The sequence below is a fragment of the Arthrobacter sp. sptzw42 genome, from assembly GCF_059089685.1.
Genome location: NZ_JBNHEX010000003.1, coordinates 248,496 through 261,597 on the forward strand (window position 1 = coordinate 248,496; position 13,102 = coordinate 261,597).

A 13,102-nucleotide genomic window follows, 5' to 3' on the forward strand; every position below is an offset into this window, starting at 1 on the left:
AGATTCCGGTCAGAGTACTTTAGAAAAGCCCTTCAGGGGGAGGATCGCACGGTAGAGCTTTTAGCTTGTTCGCCGCGTGGCCGCCGGCGACGGGTTTGCAACCTTTGAAGGATCCGTCGGCGGAGAGAAGGACGCCCATGTGGTGGTCGGCGTGGTCTCTCCACCAGATGCTCATGCCGGTTGAGGCGTCGAGGCGGAGGAATTCCCAGGACCGCCAGAGGGCTTCGAGGCGACTGATGGCTTCTTCGTGTTTCCACCAGGATGGGCACCACGTTCGGTCTGTTCCGCTGAGGCTGCGTCGGTAGGCCGGGGAAAGCTTTTCCTGGACGAAGCTGACCAGGTCCGGTACACCAGTTCCGGCTCCTGTTCGGGTTCAGCTTCTGCCGGGTCCGGCGATCCTGATGGTTCGACAGGCAGCTCCGGGTCATCGTCCCATTCGCCCAGGTCACTCATCTGCTGCGCTCCGGCTGGATGCTGCGGCGGTAACCCAGGGATTCACCATCTCAGCGGCAGCGGTATCCACCGTTGCTGGACGCTTGGAAGGGTCGTGGGCGGCGATGGAGGCCCGGATTTTTGGTGTCGTGTTTGCCGCCCATCCAGGGCACTGTTTCCAGCAGGGCTGCCGGGGCGCCGGAGGCGAACATGATGGCGCGGCCGCGGGGGAATGATGCGAGGTCGGAGACGTCGAGGGTGCGTTCTTTGCGGTCGTTGTCGTAGTTGTACGACACCCCCTGCTTGGATCGGCTCTTGGTCATGTTGGAGTACCGGTACTCCCCCACGAGCTGGGAGACTTCGTTGAGGAATTCTGCTTCGGCGACGCCGCCGCCGTAGACCTTGATGTTGGACGCGGACCAGAGTTTCCGCATGCCTTCCCGGCCCCAGACTTCAACGCCTTGTGACCAGGACTGGAGGATGGTCATCAGGACGACGCCGCGGGATCCGTAGTGGCTGTAGAGGTTGGGTAGTTCGCGCCAGCGGCAGACGCCTCGTCGAGGACGCCGATCATGGGTGTTTGGAGGCGTCCGCTGCGGGAGTGGACGGCGAGTTCTTCGGCCGCTTCGACCGTGGCCACCGTTAGGGCGGTGACCAAGGGGCCGGCGGTTCCTTTGCCTTCCTTTGAGAGGCTGTACAGCGTCCCCTTGGAGCGGACGAACTTGGCCGGGTCGAACTGCGGCCGGTTATCAGCCGGGCCCTGCGGGGTGACCCAGCGGGAGACTTGCCGGTTGGTCAGGCAGGAGGCCATCTGCAGGGCGGTTCCGTAGATGCCGCCGCGCTGTTTGTCGTGGAGGTTGATCACGCCCTGGACGGCGTTGCCGGTCTGGGTGAAGCCGGCCTCCATCAGGATCGGCACGGCCGCGTCGTCGGTGGGATCGGTCAGCCAGGTGTGTACCTGGGTGATGGGAAGATCCGCCAGGGCGGCCGCGAGCAGCAGGCCGGCGAGCACCTGCTTAGGCGCCCGCCTCTATGCCCAGCAATGAGTGGCGCGCGTCAAGTGAGGCAAGGGTGCAGGAACCCTAAACCGTCTTCACCGGGGAAAGCCCTGTGTAGAGGAAGTCAGCATGGCTGGCCTTGAACTTCAGCTTCTCTGGCCAATGTGATGGTTCCAATCGGGCTGTTCGCCTTTGTAGTGCCGGCCGGTGGGCGATGTCCAGCCAGGTGGTTCGTTCCGGGTGGCTGGTGTGGGTGCCCAGGGCCTGTTGTGCTTGAGGCGGTGGTGCTTTGGGCAGAGCTGGGCAACGTTGCTGATCCCGGTGGTTCCACCATGCTGCCACGCTTGAAGATGGTCTGCTTCATTGTCGGGGGTGAGGCCGAGCAGGGCGAACACCGGGACGGTGACGAGGACCTGGGCATCCGGTACCGGGACATTTCTGATCCCGGCCAATTCATTCCTGCCGCCGGCACCGCTTCCAACGGGAGCGTTTAGGAGCAGGCCGGCGGCGATGTCGGGGCGTAATGGTGTCAATGTCCGGGGCTCTTCCGGTCTCTGGAGGCCGCGGGCGAGGGCAGTGGCCCGGTTCCAGATGGCGTTTGCAGTCTCGGCGGGCATATACAGCAAGAGCCACGCCATGCCGTCGCGGTCCGGACTGTACTCCATCCGCCGGTCGGCGGCACACTTGGTGTGGCGTTTTTCAAGAGTTTCGGGGTGGTGGCGTTCGCGCCACGTCCTCACTTTGGTGCGGAAGCGTGCGGGGACCAGGTCGCCCTCGGCGGCTCCGCGGGCGGAGTTGGGGGCGAAGGGGTCCAGGAAGTGGGCGGCCAGGGCGGCGGCCCCGGCGGAGCCGAGGCAGTTCGTTTCGTCAGCCAGGATTTTGGCATGCTGCCAGGCAATTGTCCCGCTGGACAGGGCGTCCATGGCCAGCGGAAGGGAGGAGAGCTGCCGGGCCTGGCTGACCAGCGCACCGGCCGCCGCGGAGCTTGACGGTCAGGACACCAGCGATTTCCGCTATGGCGGACATTTCGGTGCAGTTCCGCTCGTGCACAGGCGCGTCCGGCGGGGTAATGGCGTGCTGAACGTCGACGGCCTCAGCTGCGTCCTGGGCCTTGACCGCGGCGAGCTCCCCTTCCAGCCGATTTACTGCCGCTAACCGTTCCAGGCGAATTTCGTACCGGCGCTGCAGCACATCCTGTTCGGCGCCGGTGGCAGGTACCGGCCCTCCAGCCTCAAGGCGGGCGCCCTTCAGGAACAAGGCTGCCACGGAGGTAATAGAGGCACGAATGCCCTCCATCACTGCCGCCGTTCCCACGCCGTTTCCCATACCCACATCATCCATCGGGGCACTGACAATTTTGAGTGCTGTACCGGCGGTCTTGGCTCAGACGCAAGCGGGTGGCCAGTAACTCTTTCCCTGCTGCAGTTGCAGATCAGTCACCCACCCGCCGCGTCGGAGGACTCCGGCAAGATTCAGGTCATTGCCGACCACGACGACGTCCGCCGGCATCCCGGAGCGCAGGTCACCTACCTGTCGTGACAGTCCCAGGACGGCTGCGGGGACAGCGCTCGCAGACGTCACCGCGTCACGCAAAGAAACGCCGGCGGCCACCGCGGTCCGGACCACGTCCAGCAGCGTGGCCGTTCCGCCGGCGATTGCACCGGTGCCGTCCACCCGGGCCACTCCGCCGTCAACCGTTACGGCCACCGTGCCCAGCTTGTACTGGCCGTCCTGCAAGCCGGTGGCCGCCATGGAGTCGGTGACCAGGGCTATATTGTCAGCGCCAACGAGTTCGAAGACCGTCTTGACCGTCTCGGGGGCCAGGTGGACGCCGTCGGCGATCAGTTCGACGACGGCCGTCCCGGCGCGGGCCGCGCTGAGGCAGGCGGAGACGGGCCCGGGGGAGCGGTGGTGCATCGCGGGCATGGCGTTGAAGAGATGGGTGACGGATGGACGCTTCCCACTGAAGCCCGCCCCTGGTGATGCTTTCGAAAGTCCGGCGGCTGCCCGCTTCAGGAACATGGCGGCTGACTGGTGATCCGCTGCGGTGTGCCCCAGCGACGGAACGACCCCGCGGGCGGCCAAAAGGTCCGCTAAATCCAGGGCTCCGGGAAGTTCTGGGGCCAGGGTCACGGAGGCCAATGTGGGACCCGCCACCTCCAGCAGTTCAGACAAGAGCCCGGCGTCGGGTTCCAGCAGCAACGCAGGGTTGTGCGCTCCACACTGCCCGGCAGAGAGGAAGGGCCCCTCAAGGTGGGACCCGGCGATCAGCCCCTCTTCGGTCACGGTCCGTAGTGCCTGTAGGTTGCGCAGCAGTTCTGCGGGCACTGCCGTGACCAGGCTGGCCAGCAGTGTGGTGGAGCCACGGCTGTGGAGGTAGCGGGCCGCATCACGCGCGCCTTCCACCGAGCCGTCCGAGAAGTCAGAGCCGTGGGCACCATGGCAATGCAGGTCCACGAGCCCCGGGAGCAGCAGGCGCCCTGCAGCGTCGCCGTCATCACCGGGGCGCCCGGCAGGGCCCTTCTCCCCGGGAAAGCCTGACACCGGCCCGGCATAGGTGATCCGGTCGCCGTCCACTGCCACCAGGCCGTCCTCGACGTCCATGCTCGCGCTCACGATGTGGCCCCGAAGGACAATCTCTGCACCCATGGTCACCGTGTTCCGTATTCCGTCCGCACCTGCAGGTATGGCAAACCGCCGCATCCCATGAGGCAAGGAGAGCTGCTGTTTCGGATTATTGCAGACGGACGGTGCCACCGCTCCCGGTCACCCCGGCAGCCTGCGTCGCAAGCCGGGGGCGCGGTGCTGCAGTTCCACCCGCAACAAAGGATGGGAAATTTCCCATCTCCGTCCAAAACCCTTTAGTGTAGGAAACACTAAGCATGCTTCCTATTTCACTTAAGGGGTTCTACCTGATGCGAAAAGTACCCGCGCTTGGACTGATGACTGCAGCAATGATCGCCCTGGCGGGCTGCACGGGCGGCGGCGGTGGAGCCGCCACTCCCAGCGCTACCGGGACGGCGAGCGCCTCGGCCAGCCAGACGGCGGAAGCCAAGGTTTACACCGAGGATGAGCTCCGCGAGCTGATCTCGGGAATGAAGGACGAAGACGGCAACGAGCTGAAGCTGTACTCCAAAGAGCAGGTAGACCAGGGCGGCAACATCGCCAACCTCCTTTTGAGTACGGCAACCGTCGACCCCGCCGACTGCAAGGACATCGCCACGGCGGGCCTGCTGGACTCGGTGGAAAGCGGCGAGATCGCCGTCGCGCTCTCCGAGGGCGACCAGCCGCGTACAATCTCCGCGCAGTCGGGCAGTGACGGTCCCGGTGCCGTCGAAGTTCTGGACGAAATCAGCGGCAAGATGGACCAGTGCGACAAGTTCTCCGTCACCGCGCTGGGCCAGACCTATGAGGTCACCAGCGAGGAGCTCCAAGCCAACACGGACGCCGAGAAAACTTTCGGAACGCTCAGCACCCGCAGCGGCGAGAACCAGGAAAAGCTGATGCAGGTCTCCGCCGCACAGGGCAAGCTGCTGGTTGTTGCCACCAAGAGCGGCGCAAACTTGGGCGATCCTGACCAAAAGGAGCTCGAGGACCTTATCAATGAGGTGCTGGAGAAGGCCGACGGCGGCAGCGCAACTTCCAGCCCAACGTCCACCAGCACGTCCGGTACAGCGGGCACCTCCTCACCGAGCGGATCGGCATCACCGTCCGCTACCGAGACCGAACCGTCCGCCACCGAGACCGAAACGGAAAGCGCCGAGACGTCCTCCGCTTCACCGACTTCGTCCCGCTAAAGGATCGCGCGGAAGAGTCGGGTTAGAGTAGGCAAAGGCGGGCGGACCCCAAGGGTCCCGCCCGCCTTTTGCCCATGTATGCCAGGTGAAAGGCAGGAGCATGACCAGTTCGAATGAGGAGCCCGGGAACACGGCTGACCTTCGCGGCCCTGGTGATCCCGACGAGGCCAAGCACGTGACGGAGGCGCCGCAGAGCGGTCAGCACCCTGAGCTGCCAGGTGCGAGCAATATCCGGGAGGAGCAGCAGGGGCATGCAGCCGGAACCGTGCCGGCGTCGTACTCCGGCAGCGGCGAGCCGCCCCAGGAGCACAAGCCCGAGGAGGCCCTGCAGGAGCCGGGAACCTGGGACGACGAAGTCTGACATGATCACCCGGGCCGATGTGGAGCACGCGGCACACCGAACCGCCGGCCTCACCCGCCTGACGCCGGTCCTGCAGGCGGACCCGGGCGCCTTCCAGGGCGAGGTGTGGTTCAAATGCGAGTTCATGCAGCACACCGGGACCTTCAAGGCACGGGGAGCGCTGAACCGCATTCTCGCCAGCAAGGAGCGCGGAGAGCTGAAGCAGGACGCCGGCGTGGTGGTGGCCTCCGGTGGAAACGCCGGCCTAGCCAACGCCTACGCCGCAGCCCTGCTGGGTGTCCCGGCAACGGTGTTTGTCCCCGGTGCCGCGCCGGCTGTGAAGGTGCAGAAGCTTAGGGCAATCGGAGCCACGGTTATCCAGGGCGGCGCCGAATACGCCGAGGCTTACCAGTCTGCTGTGGCCCACGCCCGGGAAACCGGTGCTGTTTATTGCCACGCTTACGATCAAACCGAAATCGCAGCCGGAGCCGGAACCGCAGGGACGGAACTGCTGAAGCAAGTACCCGGAGTGGATACCGTGCTGGTTGCGGTGGGCGGGGGCGGGCTGATGGCCGGAGTCGCCGCAGCGGTGGAAGGCCATGCGCGGGTGGTGGGGGTCGAACCCGAAGGCGCGCCAACACTCCATGGCGCCCTTGCCGCCGGTGAGCCCGTCGACGTAGCAGTTTCCGGCATCGCTGCTGACTCCCTGGGAGCCCGCCGCATCGGCGACATCGGCTTCTCGGTCGCGGTCCGCACCGGCGTCGAAAGCGTCCTGCTGTCCGACGCCGACATCGTCAGTGCGCGGGCGCTCCTGTGGAACGAGTACCGGGTGATTGTGGAACACGGCGCTGCGGCGGCATACGCTGCCCTGACCTCGGGCGCTTATGTGCCGAAGCCGGGCGAGCGCGTGGCAGTGGTTCTCTGCGGGGCAAACACGGACCCGGCCACCCTTTAAAACCGGCAGCCGGGTCCAGGCAGAGGTTAGCGCTTAGCTGCAGAACTGGCTGTAGGTGCTGCCGGCCTGCTCATAGCCGGCCTGGAGTTCAGTCAGCCTGGCCTGGTCCGGGGCTTCCTTGGCCTGCTCGTCCGTGTATTCGATGATCGACTGGAGAGCCGGCTTGAGCTCTTCGGATGCAACCGCGTGAATAGGGCGGATCTGGTTGGCCAGGCGGTTCATGCCCGTCTTGCCGGCGTTGTTCGCCGGGTTGGAAACAACGCTTTGGATGCGCTCGCAGGTTTCCGCGGTGCTGAGCTGGGTCGAAGCGGTGCAGGCCGTGGCGGAGACAACGAGTCCGGCGGCGATCAGGGCTGTGGCGAGTTTCTTCATGGGTCCCTCAGTAGTTGATTGAGGTTTCGATTGTAAGCAGAATCCGGAAGCCGGTGCTGGTCCGTGATCCCCGCACCCTTGACTATGAAGGGGGGCATCGGGCTCTGGCGGGCCCTTCGGCCAGTGCCTAAGATGGCAGCACCATCGTGCGGAGCTGCCGCAGATTGGGCCCCGCGCACCAGCCCAATCCAAGGAAGCATCATGCGCCGAGTACCACGCCGAACCGCCGTCGGAATCATTGCTCTTCTGGCCCTGCTCTCACCCACTGCGCTGCCGGCGGTGGCCTCGCCGCCCTCCGGGGACGAAGTCATTATTCTCGACGGTGCCAAGTCCGCCGAAGGCATCGCCGCAGGCAAGGGGAAGACTTTCTATGCCGGGGAGCTGATGACCGGGGATATTTTCCGCGGCGATATTCGTGACGGGAAGGCCAAACGTTTTATTGACGCACCGGATGGGCGGATGGCTGTCGGCATGAAGGCGGACGTCCGGAACGATCTGCTGTTCGTGGCAGGCGGGGGCACCGGGAAGGCATATGTCTACAACACGGAAACCAAGGCCACGGTGGCGGAGCTCACGCTGACCACCAAGGCGGGTTCGTTCATTAACGACGTGGTTGTCACCGACGACGGCGCCTGGTTCACCAACTCCAAGTACGGTGAGCTGTACCAGGTCAAGGTCAGCCGGTGGGGCGAGGTGGGCAAAGCCGCCAGGACGCTGACCGTGAAGGGCGAGGCCGGGGCTGCCCTGGCACCTGCGGACTTCGGATTCAACGGCATCGCGTCCAGCAGGGATGACCGCGCGCTGATAGTGGCCCACACAAAAAACAGGGCCCTCTACACAGTCGATCCGTGGAGCGGCGAAAGCAACAGGATCAAAGGCCTGGATGTCGAGTTCGTAGACGGCATCCTCGTGAAGGGCAACAACCTGTGGGCGGTCCAGAACAGGCTCAACCAGATTGTCCGCGTCAAGCTTGCCGGTGACCTTTCCTCCGGCACCGTCCGGGACGTCATCACCAGCCCGGCGTTCAACGTCCCGACGACAATTGCCAAGTTCGGCAACACCCTTGCTGCTGTCAACGCGAAGTTCGGCGTGCAGCCCACCCCAACCGTCTACGAGGTAGTGCTGGTTCCGGCACGCGACTGACTGATCCCAACTGTATTAGCGAGGGCATGGAGAGTCCGGCCGCGCAGTCGGTGAAGTACGCCAGCACGACACAAAGGCATCAAGCACAGCGAAGCGCCGCCCGCCTCCAGTGGAGGTGGGCGGCGCTTTCGTTGGGTCCGGAAACTTCGACGCCGGACGCTGCTTCAGCGGTCAGCCGCAGTCAGTTCCGGTGCCGGGATGGGTCACGGTTTAGTGCTGGCCGAGGTTCCCGCCGACGGGCGGCAGTCCGCCGTCGGGCCGACCGTCGCCTGCACGCCGTTCGCCGGCGCTGAGGTTTTCGCCCTCAAGGGTCTCGTCGGACTCGCCCGTGGTGTCCACCAGGCCGTTGGTCTGGTCGAAGGCGTGGCCAATACGGTCATCACCCAAGTCGGCGACTGAACCGGTGGAGCCAGCTGCCGCCGTCGTGCCCGTGGTGGTGGTCGTATCCGTCGTGACGGGCGTGACGGTTACAGGCTCGGCGGGGGACACTGGGGTCACCGTTACGTCGGCACCCTCGGTGGTGTCCTTCTTGGACCCGGCCATGGCTGCCGCGGCGCCCGCTGCCGCAGCAACGCCCAAACCGGCCGCAACCTTGCCGGAGATGCCAGCCTTGCCGGAATCGCCGCGGGATCCTGCTGCGTCCTCCACACCAGGCGTGCCTGCGGGTGCGCCGGAGCTTACACTGCCGCGCCATGCTCCGCTGGCGTAGCCCTCAGCCTCGATGAACTCCTTGAACCGCTGCAGGTCTGCCTCGGCCTGGCGCTCCACCACGTTGAGCTTGTCGCCCACCTTCTCGATGATGCCTTCGGGCTCGTACTCAAGCGTCAGCTGCAGGGAGGTCTGGCCGCCGCCGATGTCCTCGAATTCAATGGCACCGGCGTTCGTGGCGCCTTCCGTGGCTGCCCACGCAACCTTGCGGTCCGGGATCTGCTCCAGAATTTTTGCTTCCCACTGCCGGCGGATCCCGCCGATCTCGGCCACCCACTCCAGCCGGTCGTCGCTGAGCTGCGTCACGCTCTTGACGCCGCCCATGAAGTGCGGGAACTCCTCGAACTGGGTCCACTGGTTGTAAGCGGTGCTTACCGGTACGTTCACCAGAATGCGTTTTTCGACCTTCGTGCTCATAACGTCTCCTTCGCTTTGTTACCGGAGCTGATGAGCTTGGTAAAAATCATCAGCATGCTTACCAACATACCTAATGGGCTGGCTGGTTTCCAGAGCAAGAAAAAATGACGGCGGCCCGAGGCGCCGGACTGCCGGTCCAGCGCCGCCGTCGGGCCTTTCCCGAGGTCAGGGCAGAAAGGGCTGTTCAGGGCTGTCCGAAAAGGCCGCCGCGGGGAGGGATGTAGCCGGAGTCCGCCAAGGCCAGCGTTTCAATAGCTGGGTTGATGCGGATTACTTGCCGGACCCGGCGGCTTCCGGAGTATCCGCGCCCTCGGCCGGGTCCTGGGAGTGGACCCTGATCTCTGTGGCATCGGCATCCGGGTCGCCCTCAGCGGGGGCTTCCGTGTGGACCCGTTCATCCTGCATTGGATTCTCGCTCATGGCTGCTCCTGACCGCACGGGGGTTTCGCTACAGTCATTCAGCGCTCCAGGGCCCGGCCTGTCAAGGACCCGCCGCTTACTCTGGCCGGGACAGGCCTTCTGTGCTGGACTGATGCTGCAGTGGCATCAAGGCCGCCTGGGAGGCGGCATCTTTTCCAGGACGAATATTGCCGCCGGGATCTACCGGCTTTCGGAAGGAACACTCATGGCACAATACAAAATCGGCTACTTCGTGGGGAGCCTGGCAGCCGGCTCCATCAACAGGGTCCTCGCCAAAGCGTTGATAAAACTCGCTCCGGAGAACCTCGAGTTCACAGAAATCCCCATCAAGGATCTCCCGCCTTACAACTACGACTTCGACGCGGACTTCCCGCCCGAAGGCCGTGCGCTGAAGGAGGCCATCGAGGCGTCGGACGGCATCCTGTTTGTCTCCCCTGAATACAACCGGTCCATTCCCGGTGCCTTGAAGAACGCCATCGACTGGGGCTCGCGCCCGTGGGGGAGCAACTCCTTTGCCCGCAAGCCCACCGGAATCATCGGGGCATCCCCGGGCAGTATCGGCACTGCCGTGATGCAGTCCTCGATGCGCAGCGTCCTCAGCTTCCTGGACGCACCGCAGCTGAACGCTCCGGAAATGTACATCCACTACAACCCCGAAGTGTTCGGCGACGACGGCGAGGTCAAGGATGAGGGCACAGCCAAGTTCCTGCGCCACTACATGGAGGAGTACGAGGCCTTCGTGGAACGTGTCCTGACCGCCAACGCACCCGGCCACATCGGCGACCGTGAACCTGATACGGCCAAGCTGTCCAGGTAAAAACCCTCGCACTGCAGAATCACGGATGCCTGCCGTCAAGGGGAGGGCGGGCATCCGGGTCCCTAGTCAAGCGGCAGGGTGACTGTCACGGTGGTGCCCTGCCCCGGGGCGGAGCAGATGTCCACGGAGCCGCCGGCCTCGTGGACAGCCGCGGTCATGAGCCTGAGGCCGTAACCGTGGCGCCCGCACGTGGCGAGGTTGCGGTCGAAGCCTTTGCCGTCGTCGGCCACTACCAGGCGCACGCCGTGGTCCACGGCGGCGAGCCCCAGGTTGAGCTGCGACGCTTCCGAATACTTGAACGCGTTACTGAGCGCCTCGCGCGCCGACTGGTAGAGCAGAAGGGCGCAGTCCGCCGGAATCTCGATGCCCCAGTGCGGAGTGTCCCAGGCGACCGCCATCCCGTTCCGGCGGAGGGGCGCCGTGAGCCGGTGGATGCAGCCGGCCAGCCCCAGGGTGTAAAAGTCGAGCGGCTGCTGATCTGTCAGCACGCCTGCCACAACCTTCACGTCTTCAAAAGCTGTTTCGTTTCCCATGACTTCCTGCACCCCGCAAGCTGTTGGTTCGATACCTCCAGAGTGGACCTCCAGCGTCAACGGGCAGCAAGGTTATCCTCAAAATCCCATCAATTCTCCGTGCCGCAAGGCGCTGAATTAGTCTGGCTGCTTCAAGCCCGGCGGGATTCCGGATCCTGGCCGGTTCGAAGGTTCAAGGCCCGGCTGGGGGCCGGAAAGTTGGAGGACATGCCGTTGTGGGCGCAGGCACTGCTGTGGGGGACTGGCGCCGGAGCAGCGCTGGTCATTGGCGCGGCGCTTTCCTGGCGTTGGAACTTGCCGGCCAAACTGGTTTCCTCGATCATGTCCTTCGGATCAGGGGTGCTCATTTCTGCCCTGGCATTCGAACTCGTTGACGAGGCAGTTCAGGGCGGCGGACTGTGGCCCACCGTGGTTGGATTCCTGGCGGGTGCCGTGGTGTACGTCGGGGCCAACATGATGCTGGCCAGGGCCGGGGCCAAGCACCGAAAGCGCTCCGGCGGGCAGCAGCCGTCGGAATCCGAAGACCCCGGCAGCGGAACGGCAATCGCCGTGGGCGCGCTGCTTGACGGCGTGCCGGAATCGGTGGTCCTCGGCGTTGGCATACTGGCAGGCGGGGCGGTCAGTCCGGCGATGATGGCGGCGGTATTCATCTCCAACGTTCCGGAGGGACTTTCCGGAACCGCCGGAATGAAGAAAGCCGGCAGGAGCGCCCGCTACGTGTTCGGGATGTGGGGCGGCATCGCGCTGCTCTGCGGGGTGGCCTCTTTGCTGGGCTATGCCGCCCTGGAGAACGCGCCCGGGGAAGTAGTGGCACTCATTACCGCAGTCGCGGCCGGCGGCATCCTGGCAATGCTGGCGGACACGATGATCCCCGAGGCCTTCGAGGAACACCACAACCTAACCGGGCTCACGGCGTCAGTAGGCTTCCTTGCCGCCTTCACCATTCATCACCTCGGGGGTTAGGGCTTAGCGGGGACAGGACCACCTTCTCGACAGCGTTCGGCAGAGTACCCTCGTTGAAGAACCCGGCCATGGTCGGTGCTTCAAGAAAGGTGCGGATGTCCTGGGAAACAGTCGCCGGCCTCGTGGCGGGCCTTTTGCTGGCGTACGCCGTTCTGCTCCTCCTGCTGTGGTGGTACGCCCGCCGGCATCCCGAGACCGTCTCCATGAAGGATGCGCTGCGCCTGCTGCCGGACCTGCTCCGGCTGATCAGGAGGCTGGCCGCTGACCGGACGGTCGCCGTCGGGGTCCGGGTGCTCCTGGCACTGCTGCTCGCCTACCTCCTCTCGCCCGTTGACCTGGTGCCGGACTTCATCCCCGTGATCGGATACGCGGACGATGTCGTCATTGTGGCATTGGTGCTGCGCTCGGTGTTTCGGCGGGCCGGGCCCGGGGCGCTGGAAAGGCACTGGCCGGGAAGCCGGCCCGGGCTGGAGATTATCCTGAAAGCGGCGGCGCCGGCCCGCCGTCGGCCGTAAATTCTTTGGCCTGGTCCGCGCCTTTCGCGCCATGTGCTGTTAGCGTGGAGGCCCGGCCAAAGAAGGAGGAGCAATGACCATCAACTCACCCGATTCACTGCCTGATGACAAGCTGCAGGGGGGCGCGGCCCCCGGCAAGGGCAAGGACGGCAGTGTTCCCGGGGGCGCGGACGGCGTGGGCCTTGGCGCCGATGCGGAGCCCAATACCTTCGAACCCGAAGAGGATCCCGAGGCAACCGAAGAGCCGCAGACGGACTGAAGCCCGGCGGCCTGATGCCGCCTGCAGGCCCGGCTCAAGGTTCAATCAAGATTCAATTCGGTCGACCCAAACCGGCTTTCCGGAAGGTTACCAGCCGGTAGATTTTTAGATGCTTCCAAGTTCCCCCCGATGCGGAAGCACAACGGAAGCCCCCGCGCTTGAGCCAGACTCGCGTGGGGGCTTCTAACAACGAGGTGCTGCCGGTGCTTGCCCTGCCAGCCAACGCCCAGGACGGGCATTGCCCGCGGATGGCTGGCGGACGGGCGATTGAGAGGGGCCGGCGATGGCTGGGGGGCGGTGCCCGCGGTCTCAGAACGGACACCATCATCGCCGGCCCCAGCTTGATCCCTGGCAAGTGGCCGGGGAAATCGGAGGCTGAGACCTTGGCAGCGGAAGTAATTGATCCGCTGCTAGAAACACTAAATTGCTCCGG

The 13,102-nt window shown here is 65.0% G+C and carries 17 protein-coding genes and 1 pseudogene; 8 read left to right on the top strand and 10 right to left on the bottom strand.

The window, feature by feature from the left end:
- Nucleotides 1-19: 19 nt before the first annotated feature.
- The 6 genes from AC5RT4_RS05215 to AC5RT4_RS05240 form a co-directional block, all read right to left on the bottom strand.
- Nucleotides 20-340 (bottom strand): DUF4913 domain-containing protein, encoded by a 321-nt coding sequence (locus tag AC5RT4_RS05215; protein WP_494042176.1) that lies wholly within the window; start codon nt 338-340, stop codon nt 20-22.
- A 163-nt stretch (nt 341-503) separates the two neighbouring features.
- The gene (locus AC5RT4_RS05220) at nt 504-923 is read right to left on the bottom strand and encodes a TraM recognition domain-containing protein (protein WP_494105150.1); all 420 of its coding nucleotides are present in this window, start codon (nt 921-923) and stop codon (nt 504-506) included.
- A complete protein-coding gene (locus tag AC5RT4_RS05225) occupies nt 920-1,444 on the bottom strand; it encodes a hypothetical protein (protein ID WP_494105057.1) in 525 nt (174 codons plus the stop codon). Before AC5RT4_RS05225 ends, AC5RT4_RS05220 begins: the two co-directional genes overlap by 4 nt.
- Before the next feature lie 132 nt (nt 1,445-1,576).
- Nucleotides 1,577-2,395, bottom strand: a complete 819-nt coding sequence (locus tag AC5RT4_RS05230) for an HNH endonuclease (RefSeq protein ID WP_494105151.1) — start codon at nt 2,393-2,395, stop codon at nt 1,577-1,579.
- Nucleotides 2,298-2,771, bottom strand: a complete 474-nt coding sequence (locus tag AC5RT4_RS05235) for a hypothetical protein (protein WP_494042106.1) — start codon at nt 2,769-2,771, stop codon at nt 2,298-2,300. Before AC5RT4_RS05235 ends, AC5RT4_RS05230 begins: the two co-directional genes overlap by 98 nt.
- A gap of 42 nt (nt 2,772-2,813) precedes the next feature.
- Nucleotides 2,814-4,079: an N-acetylglucosamine-6-phosphate deacetylase gene (locus AC5RT4_RS05240; RefSeq protein ID WP_494105058.1), complete on the bottom strand. Its 1,266-nt coding sequence runs from the start codon at nt 4,077-4,079 to the stop codon at nt 2,814-2,816.
- 233 nt (nt 4,080-4,312) lie between these two features.
- Between AC5RT4_RS05240 and AC5RT4_RS05245 the strand changes: the two genes are divergently transcribed.
- The 3 genes from AC5RT4_RS05245 (at nt 4,313) to AC5RT4_RS05255 (ending at nt 6,522) form a co-directional block, all read left to right on the top strand.
- On the top strand, nt 4,313-5,227 hold the full coding sequence (locus tag AC5RT4_RS05245; protein WP_494105059.1) for a hypothetical protein: 915 nt from the start codon (nt 4,313-4,315) through the stop codon (nt 5,225-5,227).
- 100 nt (nt 5,228-5,327) lie between these two features.
- Nucleotides 5,328-5,588 (top strand): hypothetical protein, encoded by a 261-nt coding sequence (locus tag AC5RT4_RS05250; RefSeq protein ID WP_494105060.1) that lies wholly within the window; start codon nt 5,328-5,330, stop codon nt 5,586-5,588.
- Nucleotide 5,589: 1 nt separating this feature from the next.
- Nucleotides 5,590-6,522: a threonine/serine dehydratase gene (locus AC5RT4_RS05255; protein ID WP_494105061.1), complete on the top strand. Its 933-nt coding sequence runs from the start codon at nt 5,590-5,592 to the stop codon at nt 6,520-6,522.
- Between the two features lie 33 nt (nt 6,523-6,555).
- Here the strand turns inward: AC5RT4_RS05255 and AC5RT4_RS05260 are convergent, their stop codons facing one another.
- Nucleotides 6,556-6,894, bottom strand: a complete 339-nt coding sequence (locus AC5RT4_RS05260) for a hypothetical protein (RefSeq protein ID WP_494105062.1) — start codon at nt 6,892-6,894, stop codon at nt 6,556-6,558.
- A 201-nt stretch (nt 6,895-7,095) separates the two neighbouring features.
- Between AC5RT4_RS05260 and AC5RT4_RS05265 the strand changes: the two genes are divergently transcribed.
- Complete coding sequence (locus tag AC5RT4_RS05265; protein WP_494105063.1) at nt 7,096-8,037, top strand: SMP-30/gluconolactonase/LRE family protein; 942 nt, start codon at nt 7,096-7,098, stop codon at nt 8,035-8,037.
- Between the two features lie 210 nt (nt 8,038-8,247).
- On the opposite strand, the gene AC5RT4_RS05270 is transcribed toward AC5RT4_RS05265, so the two are convergent.
- The gene (locus tag AC5RT4_RS05270; RefSeq protein ID WP_494105064.1) at nt 8,248-9,162 is read right to left on the bottom strand and encodes an SRPBCC family protein; all 915 of its coding nucleotides are present in this window, start codon (nt 9,160-9,162) and stop codon (nt 8,248-8,250) included.
- 270 nt (nt 9,163-9,432) lie between these two features.
- Complete coding sequence (locus AC5RT4_RS05275; protein ID WP_494042114.1) at nt 9,433-9,582, bottom strand: hypothetical protein; 150 nt, start codon at nt 9,580-9,582, stop codon at nt 9,433-9,435.
- Between the two features lie 205 nt (nt 9,583-9,787).
- Here AC5RT4_RS05275 and AC5RT4_RS05280 point away from each other — a divergent pair, with 205 nt between their 5' ends.
- Nucleotides 9,788-10,399 carry an NADPH-dependent FMN reductase gene (locus AC5RT4_RS05280; protein ID WP_494105065.1) on the top strand — a complete coding sequence of 204 codons (612 nt, stop codon included), beginning with the start codon at nt 9,788-9,790 and terminating at the stop codon, nt 10,397-10,399.
- A 62-nt stretch (nt 10,400-10,461) separates the two neighbouring features.
- On the opposite strand, the gene AC5RT4_RS05285 is transcribed toward AC5RT4_RS05280, so the two are convergent.
- The gene (locus tag AC5RT4_RS05285) at nt 10,462-10,932 is read right to left on the bottom strand and encodes a sensor histidine kinase (RefSeq protein ID WP_494042116.1); all 471 of its coding nucleotides are present in this window, start codon (nt 10,930-10,932) and stop codon (nt 10,462-10,464) included.
- Between the two features lie 207 nt (nt 10,933-11,139).
- Here AC5RT4_RS05285 and AC5RT4_RS05290 point away from each other — a divergent pair, with 207 nt between their 5' ends.
- The 3 genes and pseudogenes from AC5RT4_RS05290 to AC5RT4_RS05300 all read left to right on the top strand — a co-directional run bounded on the left by AC5RT4_RS05290 (nt 11,140) and on the right by AC5RT4_RS05300 (nt 12,669).
- Nucleotides 11,140-11,895: a ZIP family metal transporter gene (locus AC5RT4_RS05290; RefSeq protein WP_494042117.1), complete on the top strand. Its 756-nt coding sequence runs from the start codon at nt 11,140-11,142 to the stop codon at nt 11,893-11,895.
- A 314-nt stretch (nt 11,896-12,209) separates the two neighbouring features.
- Nucleotides 12,210-12,291 (top strand): annotated as a pseudogene (locus AC5RT4_RS05295) (YkvA family protein); the annotation flags it as partial.
- 192 nt (nt 12,292-12,483) lie between these two features.
- Nucleotides 12,484-12,669 (top strand): hypothetical protein, encoded by a 186-nt coding sequence (locus AC5RT4_RS05300; RefSeq protein ID WP_494042118.1) that lies wholly within the window; start codon nt 12,484-12,486, stop codon nt 12,667-12,669.
- The last annotated feature ends 433 nt before the right edge of the window (nt 12,670-13,102 follow it).

What these genes read in the sequence shown, in the direction of transcription:
- AC5RT4_RS05235 (WP_494042106.1), bottom strand. Translation starts at nt 2,771, where the DNA reads ATGGATGATGTGGGTATGGGAAACGGCGTGGGAACGGCGGCAGTGATG.
- AC5RT4_RS05240 (WP_494105058.1), bottom strand. Translation starts at nt 4,079, where the DNA reads ATGGGTGCAGAGATTGTCCTTCGGGGCCACATCGTGAGCGCGAGCATG.
- AC5RT4_RS05245 (WP_494105059.1), top strand. Translation starts at nt 4,313, where the DNA reads ATGCTTCCTATTTCACTTAAGGGGTTCTACCTGATGCGAAAAGTACCC.
- AC5RT4_RS05250 (WP_494105060.1), top strand. Translation starts at nt 5,328, where the DNA reads ATGACCAGTTCGAATGAGGAGCCCGGGAACACGGCTGACCTTCGCGGC.
- AC5RT4_RS05255 (WP_494105061.1), top strand. Translation starts at nt 5,590, where the DNA reads ATGATCACCCGGGCCGATGTGGAGCACGCGGCACACCGAACCGCCGGC.
- AC5RT4_RS05260 (WP_494105062.1), bottom strand. Translation starts at nt 6,894, where the DNA reads ATGAAGAAACTCGCCACAGCCCTGATCGCCGCCGGACTCGTTGTCTCC.
- AC5RT4_RS05265 (WP_494105063.1), top strand. Translation starts at nt 7,096, where the DNA reads ATGCGCCGAGTACCACGCCGAACCGCCGTCGGAATCATTGCTCTTCTG.
- AC5RT4_RS05270 (WP_494105064.1), bottom strand. Translation starts at nt 9,162, where the DNA reads ATGAGCACGAAGGTCGAAAAACGCATTCTGGTGAACGTACCGGTAAGC.
- AC5RT4_RS05275 (WP_494042114.1), bottom strand. Translation starts at nt 9,582, where the DNA reads ATGAGCGAGAATCCAATGCAGGATGAACGGGTCCACACGGAAGCCCCC.
- AC5RT4_RS05280 (WP_494105065.1), top strand. Translation starts at nt 9,788, where the DNA reads ATGGCACAATACAAAATCGGCTACTTCGTGGGGAGCCTGGCAGCCGGC.
- AC5RT4_RS05285 (WP_494042116.1), bottom strand. Translation starts at nt 10,932, where the DNA reads ATGGGAAACGAAACAGCTTTTGAAGACGTGAAGGTTGTGGCAGGCGTG.
- AC5RT4_RS05290 (WP_494042117.1), top strand. Translation starts at nt 11,140, where the DNA reads ATGCCGTTGTGGGCGCAGGCACTGCTGTGGGGGACTGGCGCCGGAGCA.
- AC5RT4_RS05300 (WP_494042118.1), top strand. Translation starts at nt 12,484, where the DNA reads ATGACCATCAACTCACCCGATTCACTGCCTGATGACAAGCTGCAGGGG.